Origin of the sequence: Endozoicomonas sp. 4G (genome assembly GCF_023822025.1) — a bacterium.
Lineage (GTDB): Bacteria > Pseudomonadota > Gammaproteobacteria > Pseudomonadales > Endozoicomonadaceae > Endozoicomonas_A.
This window is the reverse complement of the sequence record NZ_CP082909.1, coordinates 4,648,494-4,673,042: the sequence shown is the minus strand read 5'-3', so window position 1 is coordinate 4,673,042 and position 24,549 is coordinate 4,648,494. Positions and strand designations below refer to the sequence as shown.

Genomic DNA, 24,549 nt, shown 5'->3' with positions numbered 1-24,549 from the left:
ATCATAGTTAACGCTATTTACAGCAAAATCTGGCTCTGTAGTAAAGAGGTTGTGTTTACCCCGAACAACCAAAAGACTCACCGAACATTCACAAGACATCAACAACCGCATGATGTAGTCTACGATGTCAAGCTTGACACTCTCAAGGAGTCGCTGTGGCGGGAAACAATTTCAAAAAGTTTATTGGTCGAAAAGGCAAGGTTTATAACGCTCGCTGGGAAGAGGCGTTTGACCGTATCCTCACGCCTTTTGAAGAATTTATCCATCGGCAGACGACCAGCGGTGTCCTGTTGATGATCTGTGCTGTCATCGCACTGGTGGTGGCCAACAGTCAGTTTTACCCTGTTTATGAGCATATTCTGAAAACCTATGCCGGCATTTCCATCGGTGACGGCGGTCTGAAGATGTCTATTCACCATTGGGTTAATGATGGCCTGATGGCTTTTTTCTTTTTCCATGTGGGTCTTGAACTCAAACGTGAATTCCTTGTCGGTGAGCTTTCCGACCTTAAACATGCGGTATTGCCGATCATGGCTGCCATAGGTGGTATGGTGGTGCCTGCGCTGATCTATGCCAGCATCAACCCGACGGGGGGCGCGGCAGACGGCTGGGGCATTCCGATGGCGACGGATATTGCCTTTGCTGTCGGTACCTGTGCGCTTCTGGGTGGTCGTGTTCCCAAGAGTCTGATTACCTTCTTGGTGGCTTTAGCCATTGTCGATGACCTGGGAGCGATTGCGATCATTGCCGTTTTCTACACCAACGAAATCAATCAGATCGCTTTGCTATGGGCTGCTGGATTTACTGTATTTTTATGGGTTCTGAATGCTTCTGGTATTCGTAATCCACTGCCTTATTTGTTGGTCGGTGCCGGCCTCTGGCTGCAGTTATACGAGGCCGGTATTCATGCGACACTGGCCGGTGTTATTACCGCCTTTGCGATACCGGCAAAACCCAAATACGATCCTGTGGCATTCAGCGACCAGATAAAAAATCTGATCCGGCGGTTTGATGGCAGTTACCGCCCCGGTGAGGATGTTCTGCGTAATGAAAGAATGCGTGCTTACGTTCGTGCCCTGGGAAATGGTACCCGTCTGGCAGAGGCGCCATTGCAGAGAATCGAAACCGGCCTGCACCTGCCCGTTACCTATATCGTCATTCCCATTTTTGCCCTGGCTAACGCCGGTATTCCCTTCAATGTCTTCTCCGGGGATACCGAGATCTTCAACAATATCACGCTGGGTGTCACGCTGGGTCTGGTGTTAGGCAAGCTGATTGGTATTGCAGGGGCTACCTGGGCAGGCTGGAAGCTGGGATGGGGTGAGCTGCCTCATGGCTGTAACTTCCTGCATATTATCGGCGTTGGTTTCCTGGGCGGTATTGGCTTCACCATGTCGATCTTTATATCAGAACTGGCCTTTGCTGGCAGTCCCAATGATCTGGTGCTGGCCAAAGCAGGGGTTCTGGTGGCCTCTTTGATAGCGGGTATTGCAGGCTTTATCTGTTTGACTAAGGCTTCGCCCAAGGTTGTAGAAGGGAGCGATCCCGGGCAGGCTTAAAGCCGGATTCTTTGTCCGTTCCCATGCTTTTAGGTTCTGTAGGCCCCTGCGTGGGAACGAGACAATTCTCGATCAGGCTCCCAGCATGGCGACAATCTGTTTGGGTTCTCTGGCGAGCAAGTTCAACAATACACGAGCAGGGCCGTTCGGTTTGCGGTCGCCCCGTTCCCAGTGGCGAAGGGTGGGCAGTTTTACACCGACGGCCTGGGCAAACTCTTCCTGAGTCATGTCTAGTTGCTGGCGAATGCCTTTGATGTCCAGAGGGGTCACCTCATGGACTATTGCCCCTGTATTCTCACCTTTTGTGTAGGCTAAGGCCTCTTCAAGGCCCTGGATAATGCTTTTCGCTACGCTTTTCATTTTTTCCATCCTCATTTCTAACAGAGAGACCAATTGTTTCATGGCATTACGGTCTGCCTTCGACAGGTTTTCCTGTTGGCTTTTCCCGTAAACCGTGAGCAGGAAAAGAGGCATTGATTTGTTCTTGTAGAAGTGGATAACCCGTACTCCTCAATTCTTCCATTGGATTGGTTCGAGCAAAGCATAGTGGCTTGTGAGAAAGGTACAAACCGGTGTTTTTTTCGCACCAAAATAACAACATCAGGACAGCCCTTCATGTGCCAGCGTATGCGCGACAGGTAGGCGCACAGTTCCATGGTCTATGCTGTCCTTTCAAGAAATGAAAGGTGAAATCAATGAATAAAAATCAGCGTGATAGTTTGTCTAAGATGTGGTTTGATCTGGTCAAGGTGCCGCTGGCTTTGTGTATGCTGGGTCCTGTGGTATCAGAAAGTGACCTGTTCTGGGAAATAGAACTATTCGGTGCCGCACTGGTTGTTTTCTTTATTTATGCTGGTTTGGTAACAGGAGAAAAGTTATGACACCTGGCGATATGTATCTACTAATGACTGTTTTTGTGGTCATTATTGCCATACCTGTGATCCTTTGGATCAAGCATGAGAACAAGAAACATTAGTTCGGGCAAAGCATAGTGGCTTGTGAGAAAGCTGCAAACGCGTGTTATTTCCGCACTAAAAAATAACTGCTTGCTGAGAGGTTGGCTACTGGAGGGGATTGGATTAAGGGCTGCCAAAGAAACCCCGGCAACCCTTTTTCAAAACAAGAACCTGTTTAGCAAAATCGTCGTAAACCCTCGCCCAATCGGGCGGGGATATAAGGCGGGAGTCCGTAAGGACTCCTGAAAAACTTTCAGGTAAAATATCCATATGCTTAAAGCCACTAAAGTACGCATCTACCCAACACCAGAACAGGAGGATTTTTTAAACTTCCAGTTTGGTGCTGTGCGCTTGGTGTGGAATAAGGCGTTGGCTATCAAAACTCATTACTACAAAGTGCGCGAGCAAAACCTTCGCCCTAAAAAAGATTTGAAACCATTGCTGGTCAACGCCAAGAAAAGCCGCAAATACTCATGGTTGGCAGAAGCTGATTCGATTTCTTTGCAGCAGTCCGTTATCAATCTGGACAAGGCATTTAAGAACTTTTTTAATGAGAAACTGGACGCACGATTTCCTCGTTTCAAGTCGAAGCATGGAAAGCAGAGCAGCTACCACTGCACGTCTGTTTCTGTGGGTGAAAACTGGGTAAAGATTCCCAAGTGCAAGCCTATCAAGGCAAGGATTCATAGGGAGATCGTCGGTAAAATAAAGTCTATTACTATCACCAAAACGCCAACAGGTAAGTTTTATGCCTCGATATTGGTTGAAAATGGCAAATCTGAGCCGAAGTCAATAACGAACCTGAAAAGCGATGACATAGTGGGTGTTGATGTTGGCCTGACTGACATTGCGATTACCAGTGACGGAGTAAAAACCGGAAATCCCCGATTCATAAAAAACGCCCAACGGAACTTAAAGCGAAAGCAGAAAAAGCTATCCCGATGCAAGAAAGGCTCTAAAGGCAGAGCCAAAGCCCGATTACACGTAGCGAAGGCGCATGAGCGTGTAGTCTTCGCCCGTAATGATTTTCAGCACAAACTTTCCAGACAGCTCATTGACGAAAACCAAGCGGTGATTGTGGAAACGCTGAAAATAAAAAACATGCTCAAGAACCATTGTCTTGCCCGATCCATTGCTGATGCAGGCTGGCATTCCCTCATAACTAAGCTCGAATACAAGGCAAAGCAGGAAGGTAAACATCTGGTGAAAATCGACCAGTGGTTTGCTTCCTCTAAAACCTGTTCTTGCTGCGGTCACAAGCAAGAGGAAATGCCGCTGAATATCCGTCGCTGGGACTGCCCTAACTGTGGGATGACTGGCATTGATCGGGATATAAACGCTGCTCGAAATATCAAGCAGCAAGGCATTTTGAAATTAAAGGCGGAAGGGCTGTCCGTCTCTGCTGATGGAGGCAAGCGTAAATCCGGCACATTGCCGGTCGCTGCCTGAGAAATCAGAAGCCTCGACCGTTAGGGCGGGGAGCAGTCACATCACAGACATTCTTTCAACTTCAATTTCGGTGGTTTCAAAAGCACCACCTTCAACTTCACCAAAGATTTTAACCTTGGTCTTTTCATTGATTGCTACTTTAGGCATTTCTTTAGCATCAATCTCAACCTGAATGCTGTCTTTGCCGTCTGAGAAGGTGTAGGTCTCATTGTCGATTTTGTTGGTCAGGTAGCCGGTCAGTTCTACCCGGGTGTCATCCGTTGGATTTTCGATGATGGAAGCAACATCGTTGATCGTCGGTGTGCTGCTAGGACCTGTGTACTCAGCAAATGCGTTACCAGCAGTCAGTGCGATGGTTGAAGCAGCGAGGATGGCAGTCAGTGTCTTTTTCATGGTTTAAGTCTCCGGTTTGTCTTTCGTTTTAAGTGTGTCTTTAAAAGATGGGCATAGAATAACCCGGAGTGGGTAACCGGAAGATGAGTGAAGCATTAAACTTTTTTCATTAAAGAAATTTTGCCAAGTATTCACAGGGAACTAAAACAAAAAACAAATATCTAAAGCAGTCATGAGCAAAAATATAATGGGAGCGCTTTGATATGGAAATTAGATACCCTGTTGAAGAGTATAAATGCGCAGCATGTCGTGATACAGAAAAGTGTAATGATAGCTTAACTCTATCATGCGGACATGCTTTTGGCAGAAAATGCAAGCGGGAATGGATGGAAGCCACTAACCAAAAAGCCTGCCTTCTATGTGCAAAATCATTTACTGATAATGACATAGCAGAGATAAAAAGAATCCCATTGCGGGAGCGCATGGTGACTATTTCGAAAAAGACGATTAGATGCTTTTGCCGGGCTATTTCGACGCTTGCTCCCTCCGTTGCTACTCCGGTTGCTGTCGGTTACGCTGTCGGGGCCGCTGCTTTCGGGGCTGCTTTCGGGTCTACTGGTGTCGTGGGGCCTGCCGTACCTATCGCCAGAGCCTGGGCTGCGTTTGTTATCTCGGTCGTCTGGGCTGCCAAGGGGGGTGAAAGGGTTGTTAATGTTGCTTCCGGTATTGCCACCGGTGTTGCTGCTGGTTTTGCTACCAGTGCTACTGTAGGGACTGCCGGGGCTTTCGGTGCAGCTACCGTGGTGCCTATTGGAAAGGCTGCCAAGGTTGTTGATAATTATGTTGCAAGAAATTTTTAAACTTTTTTATTAAAGAAAACACTGCGGTTTCAGGGCCCTAGTTTCCAGGTAGTGATCGGAAGTTGATAGTGCTCCAGAAACTGCTGCAAGCGTTCCCAGTATTGATAGTCCGACGGTTTTCTCAGAATCAACACAATCCCCGCCTGTTTTTTGGTCAGCATCCCATAGTCAAGAGACTGGCCGATGGCTTCGTGCCATTTGTTGGCGAAATCCATTTCAATGGCATGGCTTTCAGTGATGCAATCAACACGTCTACCGTCGTCCAGTCTGGCTTCCACTTCTCCGCCTCTGCCTTCGCACCAGACCTTTTGATACCAGAGTTCGGGTTCCGACGCCCAGGTTGGTTGCATGAGCAGATAGGATAAAAGCATCGCAAGGAGGCGAGGCAGTGTTGGTAACATGGGCTCAATCCTTTGAGTTGATGTTTCAACGCTACCTCTCACAACCGCTCAGTGCAACGCTTACTTGATGCCTCGGGCCCTGAGCATCGCCTCTTTAAAATCAGGAACGACATCCTTGGCAATGCCGGGAATCATGGCGTCTTTTGCTTCACCCTTCATTTTAAGGTGATAAATCAGAGTGTCGTCGCTCAGCGTGGCAAGGCCGCCCTGATGTCCCGCTTCATCAGCCAGCTTTTGCAGGATTTCCACCAGATTCAAATGGGCTTCCTTATTCCACTCAGGGCCCAGGAGTTCAAACAGTTCGTTGATTTTATGACAGCTCATAAGATGGTGCCTTTAATGTCGTCGTCTTTACGATCCAGATAGTGGATAGACTTGATGCGGCGGATCGTACGGGATTTACCCCGAATCACCAGTGTCTCCGTTTCGGCAATATTGCCCTTGCGGGAAATACCTTCCAGCAGATCGCCCTTGGTAATACCCGTGGCCGAGAACACCACATTATCAGAGCTGGCCATATCATCCAGACGCAGCAGGGTGCCGGGTTCAATGCCCATTTCTTCACAGCGGCTGCGCTCAATATCGCCAGCAGCCTTGTTTTCAGGGGTATTGCCCTTGGCTTCATCGCGGGTCATCAGGCGGCCCTGCATATCGCCACCCAGTGCCCGAATGACCGCCGCTGATACCACGCCTTCAGGGGCTCCGCCGATGCAGTACATCATGTCGACTTCGCTGTCGGGCATACAGGTCAGAATCGAAGCGGCTACGTCACCATCGGGAATGGCAAACACTTTCACGCCCATTTTTTGCATCATCTCAATGGCACTGTCGTGACGAGGTTTGGCCAGCGTGATCACGGTCAGGTTTTCAATGGGCTTGTGCAGCGCTTTGGCAACATTATGGATGTTTTCTTTAAGGCCCAGGTTCAGGTCGATGGCGTTTTTTGCACCGGGACCGACAACCAGCTTTTCCATATACATGTCGGGGGCTTTCAGGAACGAACCTTTTTCTCCGGCAGCCAGAACGGCCACGGCATTATTCTGTCCCATGGCGGTCATGCGGGTACCTTCTATCGGGTCAACCGCAATATCAATGCTCTCGCCCTGGCCTTTGCCCACTTTTTCTCCGATGAAGAGCATGGGCGCTTCGTCGATTTCGCCTTCGCCAATAACAATCTCGCCATCCATCTCAACCTTGTTGAGCATGGCTCTCATGGCTTCAACCGCTGCGCCGTCCGCGGCATTCTTGTCGCCTCTGCCAAGCCATTTATAGCCAGCCAGGGCGGCCGCTTCGGTCACACGTGAGAATTCAATCGCCAGTTCGCGTTTCATGATAATCCTGAGCTGATCTAGGGTATGGGCGGGACTTTAGCACAAGTTGGTGGCCCGCAGTGAATCATAAAAGGCAAGATTTGACCGCTCGTGAACTGCCCTTTTGTCTGAATTGCGTTATCCACAGTCTTGACGCCATTTCCTGCATTCCGTAAAATTTCGCCGCTTTATATTGCCCCGAGCTCTATTTGCAAGGGGCGGGTAGATGCCGGTTTTCGCGCCGGCTTTTGCTGCTGAAGCAAAGAATCTTCTGTGCATTCCTCTGACGCAGTGGATTCTTACTCACTTAGAAACGACTGGAGTTCGCCAATGGCAACAATTAACCAGCTGGTTCGCAAGCCTCGTAAGCGTAAGGTCAAAAAGACCGACGTTCCTGCGCTGCAGGCCTGCCCACAGCGTCGCGGTGTATGCACCCGTGTTTACACCACTACCCCCAAGAAGCCAAACTCTGCGCTGCGTAAAGTATGTCGTGTGCGTTTGACCAATGGCTTCGAAGTGACTTCCTACATCGGTGGTGAAGGTCACAACCTGCAAGAGCACAGTGTTGTTCTGATCCGTGGCGGTCGGGTAAAAGACTTGCCAGGTGTTCGTTACCACACCGTTCGCGGTAGCCTGGATACCCAGGGTGTTAACGACCGTAAGCAGGGCCGTTCCAAATACGGTACTAAAAAGCCTAAGTCTTGAACTAGTAGCTTGAAACTAGTGTCTAGAGACTAGACTTGAGAACGCTCAGTAGAGCAAGCATTTAAACAGTAGGTTGATAAGAGTAAGGTCAGGAGTTTTTTCCTGAGCTACCTGAAGGCCGAAAAGAGGGCTTATCAATGCCAAGAAGACGCGTAGTCGCCAAGCGCGAAGTACTGCCAGATCCAAAGTTTCATAACAAGACGCTGGCAAAATTCATTAACCATGTGATGGTTTCCGGTAAGAAATCTGTTGCCGAGAAAATCGTCTATGGCGCACTGGACAAAGTTCAGGAGCGTACCAGCAAGGACCCTCTGGAGCAGTTTGAAAAAGCGCTCGAGTCCATCGCTCCTGTGGTAGAAGTAAAATCCCGCCGTGTTGGTGGTGCTACCTACCAGGTACCCGTAGAAGTTCGTCCAAGCCGTCGTACCGCCCTGGCGATGCGCTGGCTGGTAGATGCTGCGCGTAAGCGTGGTGAAAAATCCATGGATCTGCGCCTGGCCGGCGAGCTGATGGATGCTGCCGAGAACAAGGGTGCTGCTGTCAAGAAGCGTGAAGACGTGCATCGCATGGCTGAAGCTAACAAAGCGTTCTCTCACTACCGTTTCTAAGTATCAGAGGATTGAGTCGTGGCCCGTAAAACCCCTATTGACCGCTATCGCAATATTGGTATTTGTGCCCATGTTGACGCGGGTAAGACAACGACCACTGAGCGTGTACTGTTCTACACCGGTCTGAGCCACAAAATTGGTGAGGTGCACGACGGTGCAGCCACCATGGACTGGATGGAGCAGGAGCAGGAGCGTGGTATTACCATCACTTCTGCGGCTACTACCTGCTTCTGGCGTGGTATGGATGCTCAGTTTGATGAGCATCGTGTCAACATCATCGACACCCCCGGACACGTTGACTTCACCATTGAAGTTGAGCGTTCCCTGCGGGTGCTGGACGGCGCTGTTGTTGTTCTGTGTGGTTCCTCCGGTGTTCAGCCACAGACTGAAACCGTATGGCGTCAGGCTGACAAATATGAAGTACCTCGTATGGTCTTCGTCAACAAGATGGACCGTACCGGTGCTAACTACCAGATGGTGGTGGACCAGCTGCGTGACCGTCTGAACGCCAATGCCGTTCCCATGCAGATGACCATTGGCTCTGAAGACGAGTTCAAGGGTGTTGTCGATCTGGTTAAGATGAAGGCGATCATCTGGAACGAAGCGGACCAGGGCATGACCTTCGCTTACGAAGACATTCCTGCTGAGATGGCTGATGTTTGTGCAGAAATGCACGAGTACATGGTCGAAGCCGCTGCCGAGGCGACTGAAGAGCTGATGGAGAAGTACCTGGAAGAAGGTGAACTCTCCGAGGAAGAAATCAAGGCCGGTATCCGTGCTCGCACCCTGGCTAACGAAATTATTCCGGTATTCGGCGGTTCTGCATTCAAGAACAAAGGCGTACAGGCCGTTCTGGATGCGGTTATCGAATACATGCCTTCTCCGAAAGAAGTTAAGGCCATCGAAGGTATCCTGGACGACGGTAAAGACACGGTTGAAACCCGTGAAGCAGACGACAATGCTCCGTTTTCTGCACTGGCGTTCAAAATTGCTACCGACCCATTCGTGGGCACCCTGACCTTCGTTCGTAGCTACTCCGGTACCCTGAATTCCGGCGACACCGTTTACAACCCTGTTAAGGGCAAGCGTGAGCGTGTGGGTCGTATGGTTCAGATGCACTCTAACAACCGTGAAGAGCTCAAAGAGTGTCTGGCGGGTGATATCGTTGCTCTGATCGGTATGAAAGACGTGACCACCGGTGACACCCTGTGCGCCATGAACAGCGTGATTACCCTGGAGCGTATGGAATTCCCCGAGCCTGTTATCTCTGTTGCGGTTGAGCCGAAAACCAAGGCTGACCAGGAGAAAATGGGTATCGCGCTGGGTAAGCTGGCTCAGGAAGATCCTTCTTTCCGTGTTCACACCGACGAAGAAAGTGGCCAGACCATTATCTCCGGTATGGGTGAGCTGCACCTGGACATCATCGTTGACCGTATGCGTCGCGAGTTCAAGGTTGAAGCGAACATTGGTAAGCCTCAGGTCGCTTACCGTGAGAAGCTGAAGGCAACCGTTGACGCTAACCACAAGTTTGCCAAGCAGTCTGGTGGTCGCGGTCAGTACGGTCACGTTGTGATCGAATTCTCTCCGGCTGAAGACGGTGAAGAAGGTCTTCAGTTCGTCAACGAGATTGTTGGTGGTGTTATTCCCAAGGAATACATCCCGGCTGTTCAGAAGGGTCTGGAAGAACAAATGCAGAACGGTGTTATCGCCGGCTACCCTCTGCTGGGTCTGAAAGCTCGTCTGTATGATGGTTCTTACCACGATGTTGACTCCAACGAAATGGCGTTTAAAATCGCTGCTTCTCAATGCCTGAAGAAATACGCGCCACAGGCCAGCCCCGTTCTGATGGAGCCCATGATGAAAGTTGAGGTGGTCACACCAGAAGACTACATGGGTGACGTTATGGGTGACCTGAACCGTCGTCGCGGTATCGTTCAGGGCATGGAAGATACACCTTCCGGTAAGGTTATTAACGCTCAGGTGCCACTGGGTGAAATGTTCGGCTACGCCACAGATCTGCGTTCAGCAACTCAGGGGCGTGCAACATACTCGATGGAATTCAGCGAGTATGCCGAAGCTCCCGCCAGCATTGCTGAAGCGGTCATTAAAAATCAGGGTTAATAGTGCAGCTGCGGTGTTCTAACAGGCGTAAAGGGCTGTTAGAATGCTGCGTCGAGAATCACTACCCCGAACCATTGATATCTATCTAAGGGTCAAGAGAAATGGCTAAGGAAAAATTTGAACGTTCGAAGCCGCACGTAAACGTCGGCACCATCGGTCACGTTGACCACGGTAAGACTACTCTGACTGCTGCACTGACTCGCGTATGTGCAGAAGTATGGGGCGGTGAAGCGAAAGACTTCTCCCAGATCGATAACGCTCCTGAAGAGCGTGAGCGTGGTATTACCATCTCTACTGCTCACGTAGAGTACGACTCCCCGAGCCGTCACTACGCGCACGTAGACTGCCCAGGACACGCCGACTACGTTAAGAACATGATCACCGGTGCTGCCCAGATGGACGGCGCTATCCTGGTATGTTCCGCTGCTGACGGCCCCATGCCTCAGACTCGTGAGCACATCCTGCTGTCTCGTCAGGTTGGCGTACCGTACATCGTGGTATTCCTGAACAAAGCTGACATGGTAGACGACGAAGAGCTGCTGGAACTGGTTGAAATGGAAGTTCGTGAACTGCTGGATACTTACGAGTTCCCAGGTGACGACACTCCAATCATCACCGGTTCTGCCCTGATGGCTCTGGAAGGTAAAGACGACAACGAAATGGGTACTTCCGCTGTTAAGAAGCTGGTTGAAACCCTGGATGAGTACATCCCTGAGCCAGAGCGTGCTATCGATCAGCCGTTCCTGATGCCTATCGAGGATGTATTCTCCATCGCTGGTCGTGGTACCGTAGTAACCGGTCGTGTTGAGCGTGGTATCATCACCGTTGGTGAAGAAGTGGAAATCATTGGTATCAAAGAGACTACCAAGACCACTGTTACCGGTGTTGAGATGTTCCGTAAACTGCTGGACGAAGGTCGTGCAGGTGAGAACATTGGTGCCCTGCTGCGTGGTACCAAGCGTGAAGACGTTGAGCGTGGTCAGTGCCTGATCAAGCCAGGAACCGTGACTCCTCACACCAAGTTCGAAGCAGAAGTTTACATTCTGTCCAAGGACGAAGGTGGTCGTCATACTCCATTCTTCAAGGGCTACCGTCCTCAGTTCTACTTCCGTACCACTGACGTGACCGGTGCTGTAGAACTGCCAGAAGGCGTTGAAATGGTAATGCCTGGTGACAACATCAACTTCGTAGCTACCCTGATCGCTCCAGTAGCGATGGAAGACGGCCTGCGCTTCGCTATCCGTGAAGGTGGTCGTACTGTAGGTGCTGGTGTTGTTGCTAAGATCATCGAGTGATATTGAGTCGCTGGTAATCTAGACCACCCTATAAAAACCCCGGATTTCTCCGGGGTTTTTTTGTGCCTTCAAGCCGCTGGCTTCCCTGGTGGATGGATGACAACCATCTCAACGAAATTTCATTGATCTTCTTGATCAGGTTGAAGTCCACGGTCCAAACCTTGGTGAACCTCATACCAAACCAATGGGGCGTGGGTTATATGAACTAAGGGCTAATGGATCTGAAGGAATAGGCAGGGGTCTTTTTTGCAGTGTGAAAGGAACCATGTTGTTATTTTGCATGTATTTCAGAAAAAAACTCAAAAAACATCTAAAAAAGACTTAGATCTTGGATATAAGCGAATGAAGGAGGTGCAGCATGGCAAACTTAAGTTATAAGGCATTTCGCAAGAAGGCGCTTGAGCGTGAAGATGTTCAAGCTGCGATGGAAGAAAAAGCAGAGTTCTTTGCACTCCGCCGTGAACTGATTCGAATGCGGCAGGAAGCTGGAATGACCCAGGAAGACATTGCCCGGGCAATAGGTATACAGAAAACCAGTATCTGCCGACTTGAAAGTGCCAACAGCAAAACGCTCCCCAGCCTGGGCATGCTGAAAAAATATGCGGAAGCTACCGGACACAAGCTCAGCATCACTTTTTCTCCCGCGTGACACTCCCTGTCTTGCCTGCAAGGTGGAGAGTGCCTCCCGACTCTGTTTCACGAGCCTCCCAGGTGATTACCATGCGACTGCCTCTCGCTATCCGTGAAGGTGGCCGTACTGTAGGTGCTGGTGTTATTGCCAAGATCATCGAGTGATATTGAATCGCTGGTAATTTAGATCACCCTATAAAAACCCCGGACTTGTCCGGGGGTTTTTGTATCGTGCGCCTGAGTTTCAGCCTGATTCCATATTGCACCTGTCAAATGTTAGTAAAGCTAACTTTTATGTAATTGAGTAGATTGATATCGATCAATATTATTCGGTACTAAGTTCATCGACGAAGGAACTATCGCAGAAAAACCACAAATAAATCTACACACATGGAGGTGTAATATGATTCATCAAGGATTGCCTGAAACTGCTGCAGTGGGCCAATTTCCATCATCTCAATTCGCTCCTTCAGAACAAGGTGGAGCAAGTCTTTCTGGTAAAGGAGTGGCCATCGCTGAATACTCCAACGAAGGCTCCCATATACCTCAAGAGTACAACAGTTATGAGTCTCGGCCACTGAAAGCCCGGAAGGCCAGTCGTGCCCTTGCCACATTGTCAGCGATCGCAATGGGCGTTGCATCAGCGTTCTACGTTATACCGACTGGCATTTCCGTTGGGGCTTTGGCTGCGGGTTCCGTTGGTGCGATGATTGGATCGATAGCGGGAGCGCAAGGCTTTCTTGCTGGTGCCGTTGCTGGTGCTACTGTTGGGTCTTTCATGGGATTAGGCGTGACGGCCTACTATACCCCCTACTTGATGGCAAAGACTTACAATGCGATTCTGGCGGCAACGAATGACAATGGCTTTGAGCGGTCAAAGCTTGCTGACAGGATTGTGTCTTATTATGAGGGAGCGGCTCCAACATCAAAGGCATAAACCTGACGCGATCTAAACCATAAGCAAAAAATCACTGCGACCACCGCAGTGATTTTTTTGTGTGTCGAGTATGGTAGTTATTCTCGGTCAGGCTCTCAGGCTAGCAGTGTCATCCAAACAGCACTTGGTTCATTATCCTTCCTGGTAGCAGGGTGAAAAGTCCTGTAAGGATAAGGGCGAGGCCATATAAAGCGATCATTATCTGCTTATGACGTTCGATATTACCAGCTCGCACATAGTAAATAGCAAGACCAGCAGAAAAAATTGTCCAGAGGCTTAAAAGGTGGATAGGACTATAGCGCCCCCATAATTCGATTTTGTGGATAAAAAAGGATGAAAAGGAAACCAGTAGCATCAGTCCAACCCAAATACGGCCAAGGGTTTTGTGGGTGCTCCCTCCTTTTTTCATATAAAGCTGAACAGTACCAATAATAATTGCAATTATTGCTGCAATAGCGTGGACTGGAATGGGTTGTGGTTCATTCAGTAAGGCATCCATGTTTTTTCCATCAGATCCATTGGCGTCACTCTACTTTATTTTGATGTTATTACTATGGTCTATGATTTTACGTCTTTTGTTTTAGTTAGAACTGTCGTACATTTTTTAACCTGATTACAAAGGCTAAACGGGCAATCTGCTCAACACTCCTTAGCAGTTTTCCTTATCACATTACTGGCTTTATTGCTGTATCATACCGCCCTCACTACGCGTGCGGTGGCTGAAACAAGTGTCGTAAATATTTTACATCCGGCGCTTGTGTTGACTTTAAGTTTTGTGCTTAGTAGAATTCCGCGTCCTTTTGTCCTGGTGGCATTGTTCACCGGACTTAGTTCTTTATTGATAGATGGTTACAACAAGATGAGTCAAGCTCAGCAGATTCGCATTCGTTTGAAGGCTTTTGATCATCGTCTGATTGACCAGTCCACGCAGGAAATCGTTGATACTGCGAAGCGTACTGGTGCTCAGGTGCGTGGTCCAATCCCTCTGCCAACCCGAAAAGAACGTTTTACAGTTCTGATCTCTCCGCACGTCAACAAAGACGCGCGTGACCAGTATGAGATCCGTACCCATAAGCGTCTTCTCGACATTATCGAGCCCACCGAAAAGACCGTTGACGCACTGATGAAGCTGGACCTGGCAGCTGGCGTTGAAGTGCAAATCAGTCTCGGTTAATAGCGGCACGGGCAGCCATTCAGTGTGCACAAAACTTTTGTGTAACGCTCTGGAATGAGCGGCCATAGTGGGTGAAAGCCCCGTACACGAGAGAGGTTGAAATGACTATTGGATTAGTCGGTAAGAAGTGCGGTATGACCCGTATCTTCACAGAAGACGGTGCTTCTGTACCAGTCACTGTGATTGAGGTTGATCCTAACCGCATCACTCAGGTTAAAAGCCTGGATGTTGACGGTTACAACGCAGTTCAGGTGACTACTGGTGCTAAAAAAAGCAGCCGTGTTCGCAAGCCAGAGGCTGGCCACTTTGCGAAAGCAAAGGTAGAAGCCGGTCGTGGTCTTTGGGAGTTCCGTGTTGACGATTCTGCTTCTTACGAGCTGGGTCAGTTGATCGGAGTTGACCTGTTCGAGCAGGGTCAGAAAGTAGACGTAACTGGTCAGTCCAAAGGTAAGGGCTTCCAGGGTGGCGTAAAGCGTTGGAACTTCCATATGCAGGACGCTACACACGGTAACTCTCTGTCTCACCGTGCTCCTGGTTCCATCGGTCAGTGTCAGACCCCGGGTCGTGTCTTCAAGGGTAAGAAGATGGCTGGACATATGGGTGCTGAGAAAGTGACTGTTCAGTCCCTGGAAATCGTTCGCGTTGACGCTGAACGTAACCTGCTGCTGGTAAAGGGTGCGGTACCGGGTGCTACCGGTGCTGACGTTATCGTTAAAGCTGCGGTTAAAGCGCGCGCCTGAGGGGATTAGACGATGGAATTGAATGTAACAGGTGCTGGTACGGTTCAAGTCTCTGACGTGACCTTCGGTACTGAATTCAACGAAAGCCTGGTACACCAGACTGTAGTTGCTTTCATGGCCGGTGCCCGTCAAGGTACCCGTGCTCAGAAAACCCGCAGCGAAGTAAGCGGCGGTGGACGCAAGCCCTGGCGTCAAAAAGGTACTGGTCGTGCACGCGCTGGTACCATCCGTAGCCCACTGTGGCGCGGGGGCGGCAAATCGTTTGCTGCCAAACCACAGGATCATGCTCAAAAGCTGAACAAGAAAATGTATCGTGGTGCTCTGCGTTCTATCTTGTCTGAGCTGGTTCGTCAGGAACGTCTGGTGGTAGTTGAAAGCCTCGGTGCTGAAACACCAAAGACCAAACTGATGGTAGCCAGGCTGAAAGAGCTGAATGTTGAGCGCGGTCTGATTGTTTCTGATGAAGTCGATCAGAACCTGTATCTGGCGACCCGCAACATTCCCCATGTGGACACACGTGACGTACAAGGCGTTGACCCTGTCAGCCTGATCGCTCATGAGAAAGTCGTGATGACTGTTGCAGCCATCAAGAAATTCGAGGAGATGCTGGGATGAACCAGGAACGTATTTATAAAGTTCTGCTTGGTCCACACATTTCCGAGAAGGCGACAGTGGTGGCTGAAGAGCATGGCCAGTACGTCTTCAAGGTAGTCAAGGACGCAACCAAGCCTGAAATCAAAAAAGCGGTAGAGCAACTGTTCGACGTCAACGTTGAATCTGTTCGTACAGCCGTTGTTAAAGGTAAGACCAAACGTACCCGTTTCGGTATGGGCAAACGCTCAGACTGGAAAAAAGCGTACGTCAGTCTGGCGCAGGGTCAAGAGATTGACTTTGCCGACGCGGAATAAGGAGTTACAGGATGGCCGTAATCAAGTGCAAGCCGACTTCTCCGGGTCGTCGCTTTGTCGTCAAGGTAGTAAACCCTGACCTCCACAAGGGTCGCCCTCACGCGCCTCTGGTGGAAAAGAAAAGCAAGTCTGGTGGTCGTAACAACGCTGGTCGTATCACTACCCGTCATCGTGGTGGTGGTCACAAACAGCACTACCGTATCGTAGACTTCCGTCGCAACAAGGATGGCATCCCAGCTATCGTTGAGCGTCTGGAATACGATCCGAATCGTACCGCTCACATCGCCCTGCTGAAGTACATGGACGGTGAGCGTCGTTACATTATCGCACCTAAGGGTGTAAAAGCCGGTGACGAGCTGTACTCTGGTGTTGATGCTCCTATCAAGCCAGGCAACACACTGCCTCTGCGTAATATTCCGCAGGGTTCTGTAGTTCACTGTGTTGAGCTCAAGCCAGGTAAAGGTGCGCAGATGATGCGCAGTGCCGGTACTTCTGCTCAGGTCGTAGCCCGTGATGGTGCTTACGTAACCCTGCGTCTGCGTTCCGGTGAAATGCGTAAAGTTCTGGCTGACTGTCGTGCAACTCTGGGCGAAGCCTCTAACAGCGAGCACAACCTGCGCTCCCTGGGTAAGGCCGGTGCCAAGCGTTGGAGAGGCGTGCGTCCAACCGTTCGTGGTGTTGCCATGAACCCGGTTGATCACCCACACGGTGGTGGTGAAGGTCGTACTTCCGGTGGTCGTCACCCAGTGACACCATGGGGTGTTCCGACCAAGGGTCGTAAGACTCGTTCCAACAAGCGTACGGATAAAATGATCGTACGTCGTCGCAGCGCGAAGTAAGCCTAGAGAGAGGATACGACAGTGCCACGTTCTTTGAAAAAAGGCCCATTTATCGACCTTCACCTGCTGAAGAAAGTCGAAGATGCGGTTGAAAGCGGCAACAAGCGTCCGATCAAGACCTGGTCACGCCGCTCAATGATCCTGCCAAACATGGTAGGTCTGACCATCGCCGTTCATAACGGTCGCCAGCATGTGCCTGTTTTCGTCAGCGAAGACATGGTAGGCCTCAAGCTGGGTGAATTTGCTGCTACCCGCACCTACCGCGGTCATGCTGCAGATAAGAAGGCCAAGAAGCGCTAAGAGGGTAAGAAATGAAAGAAGTAGCTGCTATACATAAAGGCGCTCGCATTTCTGCCCAGAAAGCGCGCCTGGTTGCTGACCAGATCCGAGGCAAAGCTGTTGGTGAAGCCCTGGACCTGCTGGCATTCAGCCCTAAAAAGGCTGCAGAGCTGGTCAAGAAAGTGTTGGAATCTGCGATTGCCAACGCAGAGCACAACGACGGCATGGATATTGATGAGCTGAAAGTGTCTGCTATCTTCGTTGACGAAGGTATGACCATGAAGCGCATTCGTCCACGTGCCAAGGGCCGTGCTGATCGCATTCTGAAGCGGTCTTGCCATATCACGGTTAAGGTTGCAGAGGTCTAAGGAGCGATCACATGGGTCAGAAAGTACATCCAAATGGGATCCGACTGGGCATCGTAAAGCCCCACAGATCTGTATGGTTTGCTGAAGGTCAGCAATACGCTGACAAGCTGATTACCGATCTGGAAGTTCGTGATTTCCTGCAGAAGAAGCTGAAAAATGCTTCCGTAAGCCGCATCGACATCCAGCGTCCGGCTCAAAGCGCCCGCGTTACCATCTTCACTGCCCGTCCAGGCATTGTGATCGGTAAGAAAGGCGAAGACGTTGAGAAGCTGCGTCAGGCTGTTACCAAGATGATGGGCGTACCTGTTCACATCAACATTGAAGAAGTTCGCAAGCCCGAACTGGACGCAATGCTGGTTGCACAGTCCATCGCTGGTCAGCTGGAGCGTCGTGTTATGTTCCGTCGTGCCATGAAGCGTTCTGTACAGAATGCTATGCGTCTGGGCGCGAAGGGCATCAAAGTGCAAATCAGTGGTCGTCTTGGCGGCGCTGAAATTGCCCGTACCGAATGGTACCGTGAGGGTCGCGTACCTCTGCACACCCTGCGTGCAGACATCGATTACGCAACTTATGAAGCTCTGACTACCTACGGTATCCTGGGCGTTAAAGTATGGATCTTCAAAGGCGAAGTGATTGGCGGAATGGCAGCTGAAGCAGAAAAGCAGCCTAAAGAGCCAGCCAAACGTCCTAAGAAGAGACAGGCTAAGAAGTAAGGAGCGCGGTAATGTTACAGCCAAAGCGTACGAAATTTCGTAAGCAGCAAAAGGGTCGCAACCGCGGCCTGGCACACCGCGGCTCCACTGTTAGCTTCGGTGAATACGCATTGAAAGCAACAGGCCGTGGGCGCATAACTGCTCGTCAGATCGAAGCAGCTCGTCGTGCCATGACCCGTCACATCAAGCGTGGTGGTAAAATCTGGATTCGCGTCTTCCCTGACAAGCCGATCTCCAAAAAACCTCTCGAGGTTCGTATGGGTAAAGGTAAGGGTAGTGTTGAGTACTGGGTAGCACAGATCCAGCCGGGTCGTGTCCTGTACGAAATGGAAGGTGTATCCGAAGAGCTGGCTCGCGAGGCATTTGCCCTGGCTGCCGCCAAGCTGCCAGTGGAAACGGCCTTCGTTAAGCGGAGCGTGATGTGATGAAAGCTGCTGAATTGCGTGAAAAAACGGTTGAACAGCTCAACGAAGAGCTGGTCACACTGCTGCGGGACCAGTTTAACTACCGCATGCAGAAAGCGACGGGCCAGCTGAGCCAGACTCATCTGCTGAAGCAGACCCGACGCGACATCGCCCGTATTAAGACGGCGTTGAATGAGAAGGCAGGTATTTAACAATGGCTGAAGACAAGAAAGTCCGTACTCTGACCGGTAAGGTTGTGAGTGACAAGATGGACAAGACCGTCACTGTTCTTATTGAGCGCCGTGTTAAACATCCGCTCTACGGTAAGATCGTTAAGCGGTCCACCAAGTTGCACGCTCACGACGAAAACAATGACTGCCGTATGGGCGACATTGTCACAATCAAGGAAACACGTCCTGTGTCTAAGTCCAAGACATTTGAACTGGTTTCCATTGATGAGCGTGCTACTCAAATATAAGGCCACGGTGCCCCGGGTCTGAGTAGAGGTGGCTGGCCTTGCGGTCAGCCTGTTGTACAACGACTGACGGGTACCCGTCTGCAGTTTGGGCTTGGAGAATAAGCATGATCCAGACAGAATCTCAACTCGAAGTAGCCGATAACTCCGGCGCTCGTCGAGTACAGTGTATCAAGGTGTTGGGTGGGTCCCATCGCCGCTACGCCCACATTGGCGACATCATCAAAGTGACCGTCAAGGAAGCGATTCCTCGCGGTAAGGTCAAAAAAGGCCAGGTGATGAACGCCGTTGTTGTGCGTACCAAAAAAGGCGTTCGTCGTCCAGACGGTTCCGTAATCCGCTTCGATGGCAATGCTGCCGTTCTGCTGAACGCAAGCAATCAGCCAATCGGCACCCGTATCTTTGGGCCAGTGACTCGTGAACTGCGTGGTGAGCAGTTTATGAAGATCATTTCCCTGGCACCAGAAGTACTGTAAGGGAGCAGGAAATGAAAAAGATCCGTCGTGACGACGAAGTTATCGTCATTGCTGGCAAGGACAAAGGTAAGCGCGGCAAAGTGCAAACCGTTCGTGCCGATGGCAAGTTGATCGTTTCTGGCATCAATATGATCAAGAAACATCAGAAGCCTAACCCAATGCTGGGCGCCCCTGGTGGCATCGTTGAGAAAGAAGCACCTATTCAGGCTTCCAACGTTGCAATCCTGAACACAGAAACCGACAAGGCTGATCGTGTTGGCATTGCTATCTCTGAAGATGGCAAGAAACAGCGCGTGTTCAAGTCTACCGGTCAACCGGTTGACGCGTAAGGGGTGGCATAATGGCAAACTTCAAGACTAAATATCGTGAAGAGATTCTGCCCAAGCTCAAAGAAGAGCTGGGTGTGAGCAACATTCACGAAGTTCCCCGCATCACCAAAATCACCCTGAACATGGGTGTGGGTGGAGCGGTCGGTGACAAGAAAGTCATCGAAAACGCTGTTGCTGACATGGAAAAAATCGCCGGTCAGAAAGCAGTTGTTACCAAGGCACGTAAATCCGTTGCAGGCTTCAAGGTTCGTGAAGGCTGGCCAATCGGTGTCAAAGTGACCCTGCGTGACGAACGTATGTACGAATTCCTGGAGCGTCTGGTTGACATCGCTCTGCCTCGTGTTCGTGACTTCCGTGGCATCAGCCCGAAGTCGTTTGACGGCCGTGGCAACTACAGCATGGGTGTCAAAGAGCAGATCATTTTCCCGGAAATCGATTATGATAAAGTCGACGCTCTGCGTGGTCTGGATATTACCCTGACTACCACAGCGAAGACTGACGACGAAGGCCGTGCACTGCTGAAAGCCTTCAACTTCCCATTCCGTAACTGATTAAGGTACGAGCCCATGGCAAAAGTATCCATGAAGCAGCGGGAGTTGAAGCGTCAGCGCACCGTTGCCAAATTTGCAGAGAAGCGCGCTGCGCTGAAGGCGATCATCGTCAGCCCTCACAGCTCCGACGACGAGAAGTGGGACGCTCAGATAGCACTGCAGAAGCAGCCACGTGATGCCAGTTCATCTCGTCTGCGTAACCGCTGTCGTGTAACAGGTCGCCCTCACGGCTACCTGCGTAAATTCGGCCTGAGCCGCATCAAGCTGCGTGAAGCAGCCATGCGTGGTGATGTTCCGGGTCTGGTTAAGGCCAGCTGGTAAGCGCGATTGATCTTCTGGAGAGATAGATAATGAGTATGCAGGACCCGTTAGCAGATATGCTAACTCGTATCCGTAATGCCCAAATGGCAGAACATGCATCTGTCGAAATGCCATCTTCCAAGGTAAAGGCTGCTGTAGCCAAAGTCCTGAAGGAAGAAGGCTATATTACCGATGCGCGTGTTGAAGGCGAAGTTCAGAAAACTCTGGTCATCGACCTGAAATACTATGAAGGCAAGCCTGTTATCGAAAACCTGAAGCGCGCTAGCCGCCCGGGTCTTCGTTCCTACGCAGGCAAAGAAGGCCTGCCTAAAGTGAAAGGCGGTCTCGGTATTGCCATCGTTTCTACCAACAAAGGTGTAATGACCGATCGTGCTGCCCGTGCAGCCGGTGTTGGTGGCGAAATTCTTTGCACCGTATTCTAAGGGAGGGGTGAAATGTCTCGAGTAGCAAAAAGCCCTGTAGAAATCCCTGCCGGTGTTGAGATCAAGTTGAAGGGTCAACACATTTCTGTCAAGGGTGGCAAGGGTCAACTGGAGCTGAACATTCACTCCAACGTTGAAGTAAAGCAGGAAGAAAACGTCCTGACTTTCGAAGCCCGTGACGGTGCCAAGCACTCCCGTGCGCTGGCTGGTACGACCCGTGCGCTGGTAAACAACATGGTGACCGGTGTCACTGCGGGTTTCGAAAAGAAACTGCAGCTGGTAGGTGTCGGTTATCGTGCACAGGCCAAGGGCAAGAGCCTGAATCTGAACCTTGGTTTCTCTCATCCGGTCGACTACAGTCTGCCGGAAGGCGTGACTGCGGAAACCCCAAGCCAGACTGAGATCCTGATCAAGGGTATCGACAAGCAGCTGGTTGGACAGGTTGCAGCGGAAATCCGCGAATTCCGTCGCCCAGAGCCATACAAAGGCAAGGGTGTCCGCTACGCTGACGAACACGTTCGTCGCAAAGAAGCCAAGAAAAAGTAAGGTAAGGTGATCATGATTGATAAAAATTCTGCTCGCCTGCGTCGTGCCCGCCGTGCACGGATGAAGATGCGTGAACTGGGCGCTAACCGTCTGAGCGTTCATCGCACACCGCGTCATATCTATGCGCAGGTGGTTGCCCCTGAGGGTGACAAGGTGCTGGCCTCTGCCTCCACCGTCGAGAAGGAGCTGCGTGGCGAAGCTACCGGTAATGTTGAAGCTGCTAAGAAAGTGGGTGCCCTGGTTGCAGAGCGCGCTAAAGCAGCAGGCGTTGCCAAGGTCGCTTTCGACCGCTCCGGTTACAAATATCACGGTCGTGTTAAGGCTCTCGCCGATGCAGCCCGTGAAGCCGGTCTGGAATTCTGAGGGTAGGCATCATGGCGAAAGATGAGCGTAAACCGCAAAACAATGACGAAGGCCTGATCGAAAAGCTGGTACAGGTTAACCGTGTAGCCAAAGTGGTGAAAGGTGGCCGTATCTTCGGTTTCACAGCCCTGACAGTTGTTGGTGATGGTAAAGGTAAAGTAGGCTTCGGTCGTGGCAAGGCGCGTGAAGTGCCGGTCGCTATCCAGAAGGCTATGGAAGCTGCCCGTCGCAACATGATCCAGGTTGACCTGAACGGTGACACCCTGCAGTACCCTGTTAAAGCCCGTCACGGTGCTTCCAAGGTTTACATGCAGCCTGCTTCTGCGGGTACCGGTGTTATTGCCGGTGGTGCTATGCGTGCTGTTCTGGAAGTAGCCGGTGTACACAACGTACTGGCCAAGTGCTACGGTTCCACCAACCCTGTGAACGTTGTTAACGCAACCTTCAAGGGTCTGCGCGACATGCGTTCTCCTGATGACATTGCTGCCAAGCGTGGCAAGTCTGTTGAAGACATTCTGGGGTAAGTCATGGCTGAGAAGATCAAAGTGACGCTCGTAAAGAGCACTAACGGTCGCCTCGAAAGCCACAAGGCTTGCGTCCGTGGCCTGGGTCTGCGTCGCATCAACCACACGGTTGAAGTGGAAGATACTCCTTCCGTTCGCGGCATGATCAACAAGGTATCTTACCTCGTTAAGGTCGAAGGAGAATAACATGCGTCTGAATACTCTGAGTCCTGCTGAAGGCAGTCGTAAAGAGCGTAAGCGCGTTGGCCGTGGTATCGGTTCCGGTCTGGGTAAGACCGGTGGCCGTGGCCACAAAGGTCAGAAGTCACGTTCCGGTGGTTCAGTAAGACCAGGCTTTGAAGGCGGTCAGCAGCCACTGCAACGTCGTCTGCCGAAGTATGGTTTTACTTCTCGCAAGGGGCGCTTCACCGCTGAAATCCGTCTGCACGAGCTGGCCAAGGTTGAATCCGATGTGATCGACCTGGCTGCCCTGAAAGCGGCAGACCTTATCAACGGTAGCATCCTGCGTGCGAAAGTGATACTGTCCGGCGAACTGAATAAGGCCGTAACACTGAAAGGTGTGGCAGCTACCAAGGGCGCTCGCGCCGCGATCGAAGCTGCTGGTGGTAAGATCGAGGACTAAATGGCTAAGACACTACCTGTTGGGAATCAAAGCGGTTTGGGCGAGTTAATTTCTCGCCTCAAATTCGTATTTCTGGCGATCCTGGTATATCGGATCGGTGCTCATATTCCTGTGCCTGGCATCAACCCTGATGCCCTGGCCCGGATGTTTCAACAAAATGAAGGGACCATTCTCGGCCTGTTCAACATGTTCTCCGGTGGTGCACTGGAACGCATGTCGGTACTGGCGCTGGGAATCATGCCCTACATATCGGCGTCCATCATCATTCAGTTGATGACCGTGGTCAGCCCCCAGTTGGAACAACTCAAGAAGGAAGGTGAATCGGGTCGACGCAAGATCAGTCAGTATACCCGCTACCTGACAGTGATGTTGGCGTTCGTTCAGGGTACTGGCATGACCGTAGGTCTTGCCAACCAGGGCGTCGCATTCAATCCTGATATCAGCTTCTATGTAGTGGCTGTGGTCACCTTCGTAACCGGTGCCGTCTTTATGATGTGGCTGGGTGAGCAGGTGACTGAACGCGGGATTGGTAACGGCATCTCTATCCTGATTTTTGCAGGTATTGTCGCTGGTCTGCCTAGCGCAATTGGGCGGTCTTTCGAGTCCGCCCGTCAGGGTGACATCAATATCCTGGCATTGCTCGCAATTGCCCTGTTGGCTATTGCCATTATCGCGTTCGTTGTGTTCATTGAACGAGGCCAACGCCGTATAACTGTCAATTACGCCAAGCGACAGCAAGGTCGTAAAGTATTTGCGGCACAGAGCAGTCATTTGCCTCTGAAAGTAAACATGGCTGGTGTTATTCCTGCTATCTTTGCTTCCAGCCTTCTGCTGTTCCCTGCCTCCATTGCCCAATGGTTTGGTCAGGGTGAAGGATGGGAATGGCTTCAGGATATCGCACTGGCGCTGGGTCCGGGTCAGCCGCTGAACATAGTTCTGTTCTCGGCAGGGATCATCTTTTTCTGCTTCTTCTACACTGCACTGGTTTTCAATCCGAAAGATGTTGCAGACAACCTGAAGAAGTCAGGGGCATTCATTCCGGGTATTCGTCCTGGTGAACAGTCTGCCCGTTACATTGATGGTGTCCTGACTCGTTTGACCATGTTTGGCGCTATCTATATGACAGCAGTATGTCTGCTGCCACAGTTCCTGGTAGTTTCGGCTAACGTGCCTTTCTACCTCGGTGGTACCAGTCTGCTGATCGTAGTAGTGGTCGTCATGGATACCATGGCTCAGGTGCAGTCTCACCTGATGTCACATCAGTACGAGTCACTGCTGAAGAAATCCAATCTTAAGGGCTACGGTGGTGGTGGCCTGATCCGCTAACACCG

The 24,549-nt window shown here is 50.9% G+C and carries 38 protein-coding genes; 32 read left to right on the top strand and 6 right to left on the bottom strand.

Translation table 11 applies throughout. The annotated features are described in order from the left end of the window. Positions 1-155 precede the first annotated feature (155 nt). Positions 156-1,559, top strand: coding sequence for a Na+/H+ antiporter NhaA (gene nhaA, locus K7B67_RS18510; RefSeq protein ID WP_252177346.1), 1,404 nt, complete (start codon positions 156-158; stop codon positions 1,557-1,559). Between the two features lie 72 nt (positions 1,560-1,631). On the opposite strand, the gene K7B67_RS18505 is transcribed toward nhaA, so the two are convergent. Continuing rightward, positions 1,632-2,033, bottom strand: coding sequence for a helix-turn-helix domain-containing protein (locus tag K7B67_RS18505; protein ID WP_252177345.1), 402 nt, complete (start codon positions 2,031-2,033; stop codon positions 1,632-1,634). Positions 2,034-2,254: 221 nt separating this feature from the next. Here K7B67_RS18505 and K7B67_RS18500 point away from each other — a divergent pair, with 221 nt between their 5' ends. Beyond that, positions 2,255-2,440 carry a hypothetical protein gene (locus K7B67_RS18500; RefSeq protein ID WP_252177344.1) on the top strand — a complete coding sequence of 62 codons (186 nt, stop codon included), beginning with the start codon at positions 2,255-2,257 and terminating at the stop codon, positions 2,438-2,440. 345 nt (positions 2,441-2,785) lie between these two features. Next, positions 2,786-3,964 carry a transposase gene (locus K7B67_RS18495; RefSeq protein ID WP_252177343.1) on the top strand — a complete coding sequence of 393 codons (1,179 nt, stop codon included), beginning with the start codon at positions 2,786-2,788 and terminating at the stop codon, positions 3,962-3,964. Between the two features lie 36 nt (positions 3,965-4,000). Here the strand turns inward: K7B67_RS18495 and K7B67_RS18490 are convergent, their stop codons facing one another. Beyond that, positions 4,001-4,357, bottom strand: a complete 357-nt coding sequence (locus K7B67_RS18490; RefSeq protein WP_252177342.1) for a NirD/YgiW/YdeI family stress tolerance protein — start codon at positions 4,355-4,357, stop codon at positions 4,001-4,003. Positions 4,358-4,560: 203 nt separating this feature from the next. Between K7B67_RS18490 and K7B67_RS18485 the strand changes: the two genes are divergently transcribed. After that, complete coding sequence (locus K7B67_RS18485; RefSeq protein WP_252177341.1) at positions 4,561-5,157, top strand: hypothetical protein; 597 nt, start codon at positions 4,561-4,563, stop codon at positions 5,155-5,157. Positions 5,158-5,186: 29 nt separating this feature from the next. Here the strand turns inward: K7B67_RS18485 and K7B67_RS18480 are convergent, their stop codons facing one another. Genes K7B67_RS18480 through glpX form a run of 3 tightly spaced genes read right to left on the bottom strand, consistent with a single transcriptional unit; the run spans position 5,187 to position 6,889 of the window. Continuing rightward, the gene (locus K7B67_RS18480; protein WP_252177340.1) at positions 5,187-5,558 is read right to left on the bottom strand and encodes a hypothetical protein; all 372 of its coding nucleotides are present in this window, start codon (positions 5,556-5,558) and stop codon (positions 5,187-5,189) included. Positions 5,559-5,618: 60 nt separating this feature from the next. Next, the gene (locus tag K7B67_RS18475; protein WP_252177339.1) at positions 5,619-5,882 is read right to left on the bottom strand and encodes a YihD family protein; all 264 of its coding nucleotides are present in this window, start codon (positions 5,880-5,882) and stop codon (positions 5,619-5,621) included. Continuing rightward, a complete protein-coding gene (gene glpX, locus K7B67_RS18470; protein ID WP_252177338.1) occupies positions 5,879-6,889 on the bottom strand; it encodes a class II fructose-bisphosphatase in 1,011 nt (336 codons plus the stop codon). Before glpX ends, K7B67_RS18475 begins: the two co-directional genes overlap by 4 nt. Before the next feature lie 309 nt (positions 6,890-7,198). On the opposite strand from glpX, the gene rpsL reads away from it, so the two are divergent. From rpsL to K7B67_RS18440, 6 genes are all read left to right on the top strand, one after another. Further along, positions 7,199-7,573 (top strand): 30S ribosomal protein S12, encoded by a 375-nt coding sequence (gene rpsL / locus K7B67_RS18465; RefSeq protein ID WP_034841716.1) that lies wholly within the window; start codon positions 7,199-7,201, stop codon positions 7,571-7,573. Between the two features lie 137 nt (positions 7,574-7,710). Continuing rightward, entirely contained in the window at positions 7,711-8,181 is a 471-nt protein-coding gene (gene rpsG / locus K7B67_RS18460) for a 30S ribosomal protein S7 (RefSeq protein ID WP_252177337.1), read from the top strand. Positions 8,182-8,199: 18 nt separating this feature from the next. Continuing rightward, entirely contained in the window at positions 8,200-10,302 is a 2,103-nt protein-coding gene (gene fusA, locus K7B67_RS18455; RefSeq protein WP_252177336.1) for an elongation factor G, read from the top strand. A gap of 101 nt (positions 10,303-10,403) precedes the next feature. Next, a complete protein-coding gene (tuf, locus tag K7B67_RS18450) occupies positions 10,404-11,597 on the top strand; it encodes an elongation factor Tu (RefSeq protein WP_252177335.1) in 1,194 nt (397 codons plus the stop codon). A 358-nt stretch (positions 11,598-11,955) separates the two neighbouring features. Next, positions 11,956-12,246, top strand: coding sequence for a helix-turn-helix transcriptional regulator (locus K7B67_RS18445; protein ID WP_252177334.1), 291 nt, complete (start codon positions 11,956-11,958; stop codon positions 12,244-12,246). A 384-nt stretch (positions 12,247-12,630) separates the two neighbouring features. Continuing rightward, positions 12,631-13,164: a hypothetical protein gene (locus K7B67_RS18440; protein ID WP_252177333.1), complete on the top strand. Its 534-nt coding sequence runs from the start codon at positions 12,631-12,633 to the stop codon at positions 13,162-13,164. Between the two features lie 109 nt (positions 13,165-13,273). Here the strand turns inward: K7B67_RS18440 and K7B67_RS18435 are convergent, their stop codons facing one another. Continuing rightward, positions 13,274-13,663 carry a DUF2306 domain-containing protein gene (locus K7B67_RS18435; protein ID WP_252177332.1) on the bottom strand — a complete coding sequence of 130 codons (390 nt, stop codon included), beginning with the start codon at positions 13,661-13,663 and terminating at the stop codon, positions 13,274-13,276. 360 nt (positions 13,664-14,023) lie between these two features. On the opposite strand from K7B67_RS18435, the gene rpsJ reads away from it, so the two are divergent. From rpsJ to secY, 22 genes are all read left to right on the top strand, one after another. Continuing rightward, positions 14,024-14,338, top strand: coding sequence for a 30S ribosomal protein S10 (gene rpsJ, locus K7B67_RS18430; protein ID WP_034841731.1), 315 nt, complete (start codon positions 14,024-14,026; stop codon positions 14,336-14,338). A gap of 101 nt (positions 14,339-14,439) precedes the next feature. Further along, entirely contained in the window at positions 14,440-15,078 is a 639-nt protein-coding gene (gene rplC, locus K7B67_RS18425) for a 50S ribosomal protein L3 (protein WP_252177331.1), read from the top strand. Positions 15,079-15,090: 12 nt separating this feature from the next. Next, a complete protein-coding gene (rplD, locus tag K7B67_RS18420; RefSeq protein WP_252177330.1) occupies positions 15,091-15,693 on the top strand; it encodes a 50S ribosomal protein L4 in 603 nt (200 codons plus the stop codon). After that, positions 15,690-15,986 carry a 50S ribosomal protein L23 gene (gene rplW, locus K7B67_RS18415; protein WP_252177329.1) on the top strand — a complete coding sequence of 99 codons (297 nt, stop codon included), beginning with the start codon at positions 15,690-15,692 and terminating at the stop codon, positions 15,984-15,986. Before rplD ends, rplW begins: the two co-directional genes overlap by 4 nt. A gap of 11 nt (positions 15,987-15,997) precedes the next feature. Then, entirely contained in the window at positions 15,998-16,825 is an 828-nt protein-coding gene (gene rplB / locus K7B67_RS18410; RefSeq protein WP_252177328.1) for a 50S ribosomal protein L2, read from the top strand. Between the two features lie 21 nt (positions 16,826-16,846). Next, positions 16,847-17,125 (top strand): 30S ribosomal protein S19, encoded by a 279-nt coding sequence (rpsS, locus tag K7B67_RS18405; RefSeq protein WP_252177327.1) that lies wholly within the window; start codon positions 16,847-16,849, stop codon positions 17,123-17,125. Between the two features lie 11 nt (positions 17,126-17,136). Continuing rightward, entirely contained in the window at positions 17,137-17,472 is a 336-nt protein-coding gene (gene rplV, locus K7B67_RS18400) for a 50S ribosomal protein L22 (RefSeq protein ID WP_252177326.1), read from the top strand. A gap of 11 nt (positions 17,473-17,483) precedes the next feature. Further along, a complete protein-coding gene (gene rpsC / locus K7B67_RS18395; RefSeq protein ID WP_252177325.1) occupies positions 17,484-18,185 on the top strand; it encodes a 30S ribosomal protein S3 in 702 nt (233 codons plus the stop codon). A gap of 11 nt (positions 18,186-18,196) precedes the next feature. Beyond that, positions 18,197-18,610 carry a 50S ribosomal protein L16 gene (gene rplP, locus K7B67_RS18390; protein WP_034841748.1) on the top strand — a complete coding sequence of 138 codons (414 nt, stop codon included), beginning with the start codon at positions 18,197-18,199 and terminating at the stop codon, positions 18,608-18,610. Next, positions 18,610-18,801: a 50S ribosomal protein L29 gene (gene rpmC, locus K7B67_RS18385; protein ID WP_252177324.1), complete on the top strand. Its 192-nt coding sequence runs from the start codon at positions 18,610-18,612 to the stop codon at positions 18,799-18,801. The genes rplP and rpmC overlap by 1 nt, the downstream gene beginning before the upstream one ends. A gap of 2 nt (positions 18,802-18,803) precedes the next feature. Next, positions 18,804-19,067 carry a 30S ribosomal protein S17 gene (gene rpsQ, locus K7B67_RS18380; RefSeq protein WP_252177323.1) on the top strand — a complete coding sequence of 88 codons (264 nt, stop codon included), beginning with the start codon at positions 18,804-18,806 and terminating at the stop codon, positions 19,065-19,067. A gap of 104 nt (positions 19,068-19,171) precedes the next feature. Further along, complete coding sequence (gene rplN, locus K7B67_RS18375; protein ID WP_062268071.1) at positions 19,172-19,540, top strand: 50S ribosomal protein L14; 369 nt, start codon at positions 19,172-19,174, stop codon at positions 19,538-19,540. 11 nt (positions 19,541-19,551) lie between these two features. Beyond that, the gene (gene rplX / locus K7B67_RS18370; RefSeq protein WP_252177322.1) at positions 19,552-19,869 is read left to right on the top strand and encodes a 50S ribosomal protein L24; all 318 of its coding nucleotides are present in this window, start codon (positions 19,552-19,554) and stop codon (positions 19,867-19,869) included. An 11-nt stretch (positions 19,870-19,880) separates the two neighbouring features. Then, on the top strand, positions 19,881-20,420 hold the full coding sequence (rplE, locus tag K7B67_RS18365) for a 50S ribosomal protein L5 (protein WP_252177321.1): 540 nt from the start codon (positions 19,881-19,883) through the stop codon (positions 20,418-20,420). A gap of 15 nt (positions 20,421-20,435) precedes the next feature. Further along, a complete protein-coding gene (gene rpsN / locus K7B67_RS18360; RefSeq protein ID WP_252177320.1) occupies positions 20,436-20,741 on the top strand; it encodes a 30S ribosomal protein S14 in 306 nt (101 codons plus the stop codon). Between the two features lie 29 nt (positions 20,742-20,770). Continuing rightward, a complete protein-coding gene (rpsH, locus tag K7B67_RS18355) occupies positions 20,771-21,163 on the top strand; it encodes a 30S ribosomal protein S8 (protein ID WP_252177319.1) in 393 nt (130 codons plus the stop codon). Positions 21,164-21,175: 12 nt separating this feature from the next. Then, positions 21,176-21,709 carry a 50S ribosomal protein L6 gene (rplF, locus tag K7B67_RS18350; RefSeq protein ID WP_252177318.1) on the top strand — a complete coding sequence of 178 codons (534 nt, stop codon included), beginning with the start codon at positions 21,176-21,178 and terminating at the stop codon, positions 21,707-21,709. Between the two features lie 12 nt (positions 21,710-21,721). Then, positions 21,722-22,072, top strand: coding sequence for a 50S ribosomal protein L18 (gene rplR, locus K7B67_RS18345; protein ID WP_252177317.1), 351 nt, complete (start codon positions 21,722-21,724; stop codon positions 22,070-22,072). 11 nt (positions 22,073-22,083) lie between these two features. Then, on the top strand, positions 22,084-22,596 hold the full coding sequence (gene rpsE / locus K7B67_RS18340; protein ID WP_252177316.1) for a 30S ribosomal protein S5: 513 nt from the start codon (positions 22,084-22,086) through the stop codon (positions 22,594-22,596). A 3-nt stretch (positions 22,597-22,599) separates the two neighbouring features. Beyond that, positions 22,600-22,782 (top strand): 50S ribosomal protein L30, encoded by a 183-nt coding sequence (gene rpmD / locus K7B67_RS18335; RefSeq protein ID WP_252177315.1) that lies wholly within the window; start codon positions 22,600-22,602, stop codon positions 22,780-22,782. 1 nt (position 22,783) lies between these two features. Then, the gene (rplO, locus tag K7B67_RS18330) at positions 22,784-23,218 is read left to right on the top strand and encodes a 50S ribosomal protein L15 (RefSeq protein ID WP_252177314.1); all 435 of its coding nucleotides are present in this window, start codon (positions 22,784-22,786) and stop codon (positions 23,216-23,218) included. After that, the gene (secY, locus tag K7B67_RS18325; RefSeq protein ID WP_252177313.1) at positions 23,219-24,544 is read left to right on the top strand and encodes a preprotein translocase subunit SecY; all 1,326 of its coding nucleotides are present in this window, start codon (positions 23,219-23,221) and stop codon (positions 24,542-24,544) included. Positions 24,545-24,549: the final 5 nt, after the last annotated feature.

Coding starts and splice junctions, on each gene's coding strand:
- rplB (WP_252177328.1), top strand. CDS start 15,998: ATGGCCGTAATCAAGTGCAAGCCGACTTCTCCGGGTCGTCGCTTTGTC.
- rplV (WP_252177326.1), top strand. CDS start 17,137: ATGAAAGAAGTAGCTGCTATACATAAAGGCGCTCGCATTTCTGCCCAG.
- K7B67_RS18445 (WP_252177334.1), top strand. CDS start 11,956: ATGGCAAACTTAAGTTATAAGGCATTTCGCAAGAAGGCGCTTGAGCGT.
- rpmD (WP_252177315.1), top strand. CDS start 22,600: ATGGCTGAGAAGATCAAAGTGACGCTCGTAAAGAGCACTAACGGTCGC.
- K7B67_RS18500 (WP_252177344.1), top strand. CDS start 2,255: ATGAATAAAAATCAGCGTGATAGTTTGTCTAAGATGTGGTTTGATCTG.
- rpsL (WP_034841716.1), top strand. CDS start 7,199: ATGGCAACAATTAACCAGCTGGTTCGCAAGCCTCGTAAGCGTAAGGTC.
- rpsN (WP_252177320.1), top strand. CDS start 20,436: ATGGCAAAAGTATCCATGAAGCAGCGGGAGTTGAAGCGTCAGCGCACC.
- rplP (WP_034841748.1), top strand. CDS start 18,197: ATGTTACAGCCAAAGCGTACGAAATTTCGTAAGCAGCAAAAGGGTCGC.
- rplE (WP_252177321.1), top strand. CDS start 19,881: ATGGCAAACTTCAAGACTAAATATCGTGAAGAGATTCTGCCCAAGCTC.
- K7B67_RS18495 (WP_252177343.1), top strand. CDS start 2,786: ATGCTTAAAGCCACTAAAGTACGCATCTACCCAACACCAGAACAGGAG.
- rpsJ (WP_034841731.1), top strand. CDS start 14,024: ATGAGTCAAGCTCAGCAGATTCGCATTCGTTTGAAGGCTTTTGATCAT.
- rplF (WP_252177318.1), top strand. CDS start 21,176: ATGTCTCGAGTAGCAAAAAGCCCTGTAGAAATCCCTGCCGGTGTTGAG.
- rplO (WP_252177314.1), top strand. CDS start 22,784: ATGCGTCTGAATACTCTGAGTCCTGCTGAAGGCAGTCGTAAAGAGCGT.
- rplN (WP_062268071.1), top strand. CDS start 19,172: ATGATCCAGACAGAATCTCAACTCGAAGTAGCCGATAACTCCGGCGCT.
- secY (WP_252177313.1), top strand. CDS start 23,219: ATGGCTAAGACACTACCTGTTGGGAATCAAAGCGGTTTGGGCGAGTTA.
- K7B67_RS18480 (WP_252177340.1), bottom strand. CDS start 5,558: ATGTTACCAACACTGCCTCGCCTCCTTGCGATGCTTTTATCCTATCTG.
- K7B67_RS18505 (WP_252177345.1), bottom strand. CDS start 2,033: ATGCCTCTTTTCCTGCTCACGGTTTACGGGAAAAGCCAACAGGAAAAC.
- rplC (WP_252177331.1), top strand. CDS start 14,440: ATGACTATTGGATTAGTCGGTAAGAAGTGCGGTATGACCCGTATCTTC.
- glpX (WP_252177338.1), bottom strand. CDS start 6,889: ATGAAACGCGAACTGGCGATTGAATTCTCACGTGTGACCGAAGCGGCC.
- K7B67_RS18485 (WP_252177341.1), top strand. CDS start 4,561: ATGGAAATTAGATACCCTGTTGAAGAGTATAAATGCGCAGCATGTCGT.
- rpsC (WP_252177325.1), top strand. CDS start 17,484: ATGGGTCAGAAAGTACATCCAAATGGGATCCGACTGGGCATCGTAAAG.
- rpmC (WP_252177324.1), top strand. CDS start 18,610: ATGAAAGCTGCTGAATTGCGTGAAAAAACGGTTGAACAGCTCAACGAA.
- rpsQ (WP_252177323.1), top strand. CDS start 18,804: ATGGCTGAAGACAAGAAAGTCCGTACTCTGACCGGTAAGGTTGTGAGT.
- rplX (WP_252177322.1), top strand. CDS start 19,552: ATGAAAAAGATCCGTCGTGACGACGAAGTTATCGTCATTGCTGGCAAG.
- rplW (WP_252177329.1), top strand. CDS start 15,690: ATGAACCAGGAACGTATTTATAAAGTTCTGCTTGGTCCACACATTTCC.
- K7B67_RS18440 (WP_252177333.1), top strand. CDS start 12,631: ATGATTCATCAAGGATTGCCTGAAACTGCTGCAGTGGGCCAATTTCCA.
- rplD (WP_252177330.1), top strand. CDS start 15,091: ATGGAATTGAATGTAACAGGTGCTGGTACGGTTCAAGTCTCTGACGTG.
- rplR (WP_252177317.1), top strand. CDS start 21,722: ATGATTGATAAAAATTCTGCTCGCCTGCGTCGTGCCCGCCGTGCACGG.
- K7B67_RS18475 (WP_252177339.1), bottom strand. CDS start 5,882: ATGAGCTGTCATAAAATCAACGAACTGTTTGAACTCCTGGGCCCTGAG.
- K7B67_RS18435 (WP_252177332.1), bottom strand. CDS start 13,663: ATGGATGCCTTACTGAATGAACCACAACCCATTCCAGTCCACGCTATT.
- rpsE (WP_252177316.1), top strand. CDS start 22,084: ATGGCGAAAGATGAGCGTAAACCGCAAAACAATGACGAAGGCCTGATC.
- K7B67_RS18490 (WP_252177342.1), bottom strand. CDS start 4,357: ATGAAAAAGACACTGACTGCCATCCTCGCTGCTTCAACCATCGCACTG.
- rpsH (WP_252177319.1), top strand. CDS start 20,771: ATGAGTATGCAGGACCCGTTAGCAGATATGCTAACTCGTATCCGTAAT.
- rpsG (WP_252177337.1), top strand. CDS start 7,711: ATGCCAAGAAGACGCGTAGTCGCCAAGCGCGAAGTACTGCCAGATCCA.
- tuf (WP_252177335.1), top strand. CDS start 10,404: ATGGCTAAGGAAAAATTTGAACGTTCGAAGCCGCACGTAAACGTCGGC.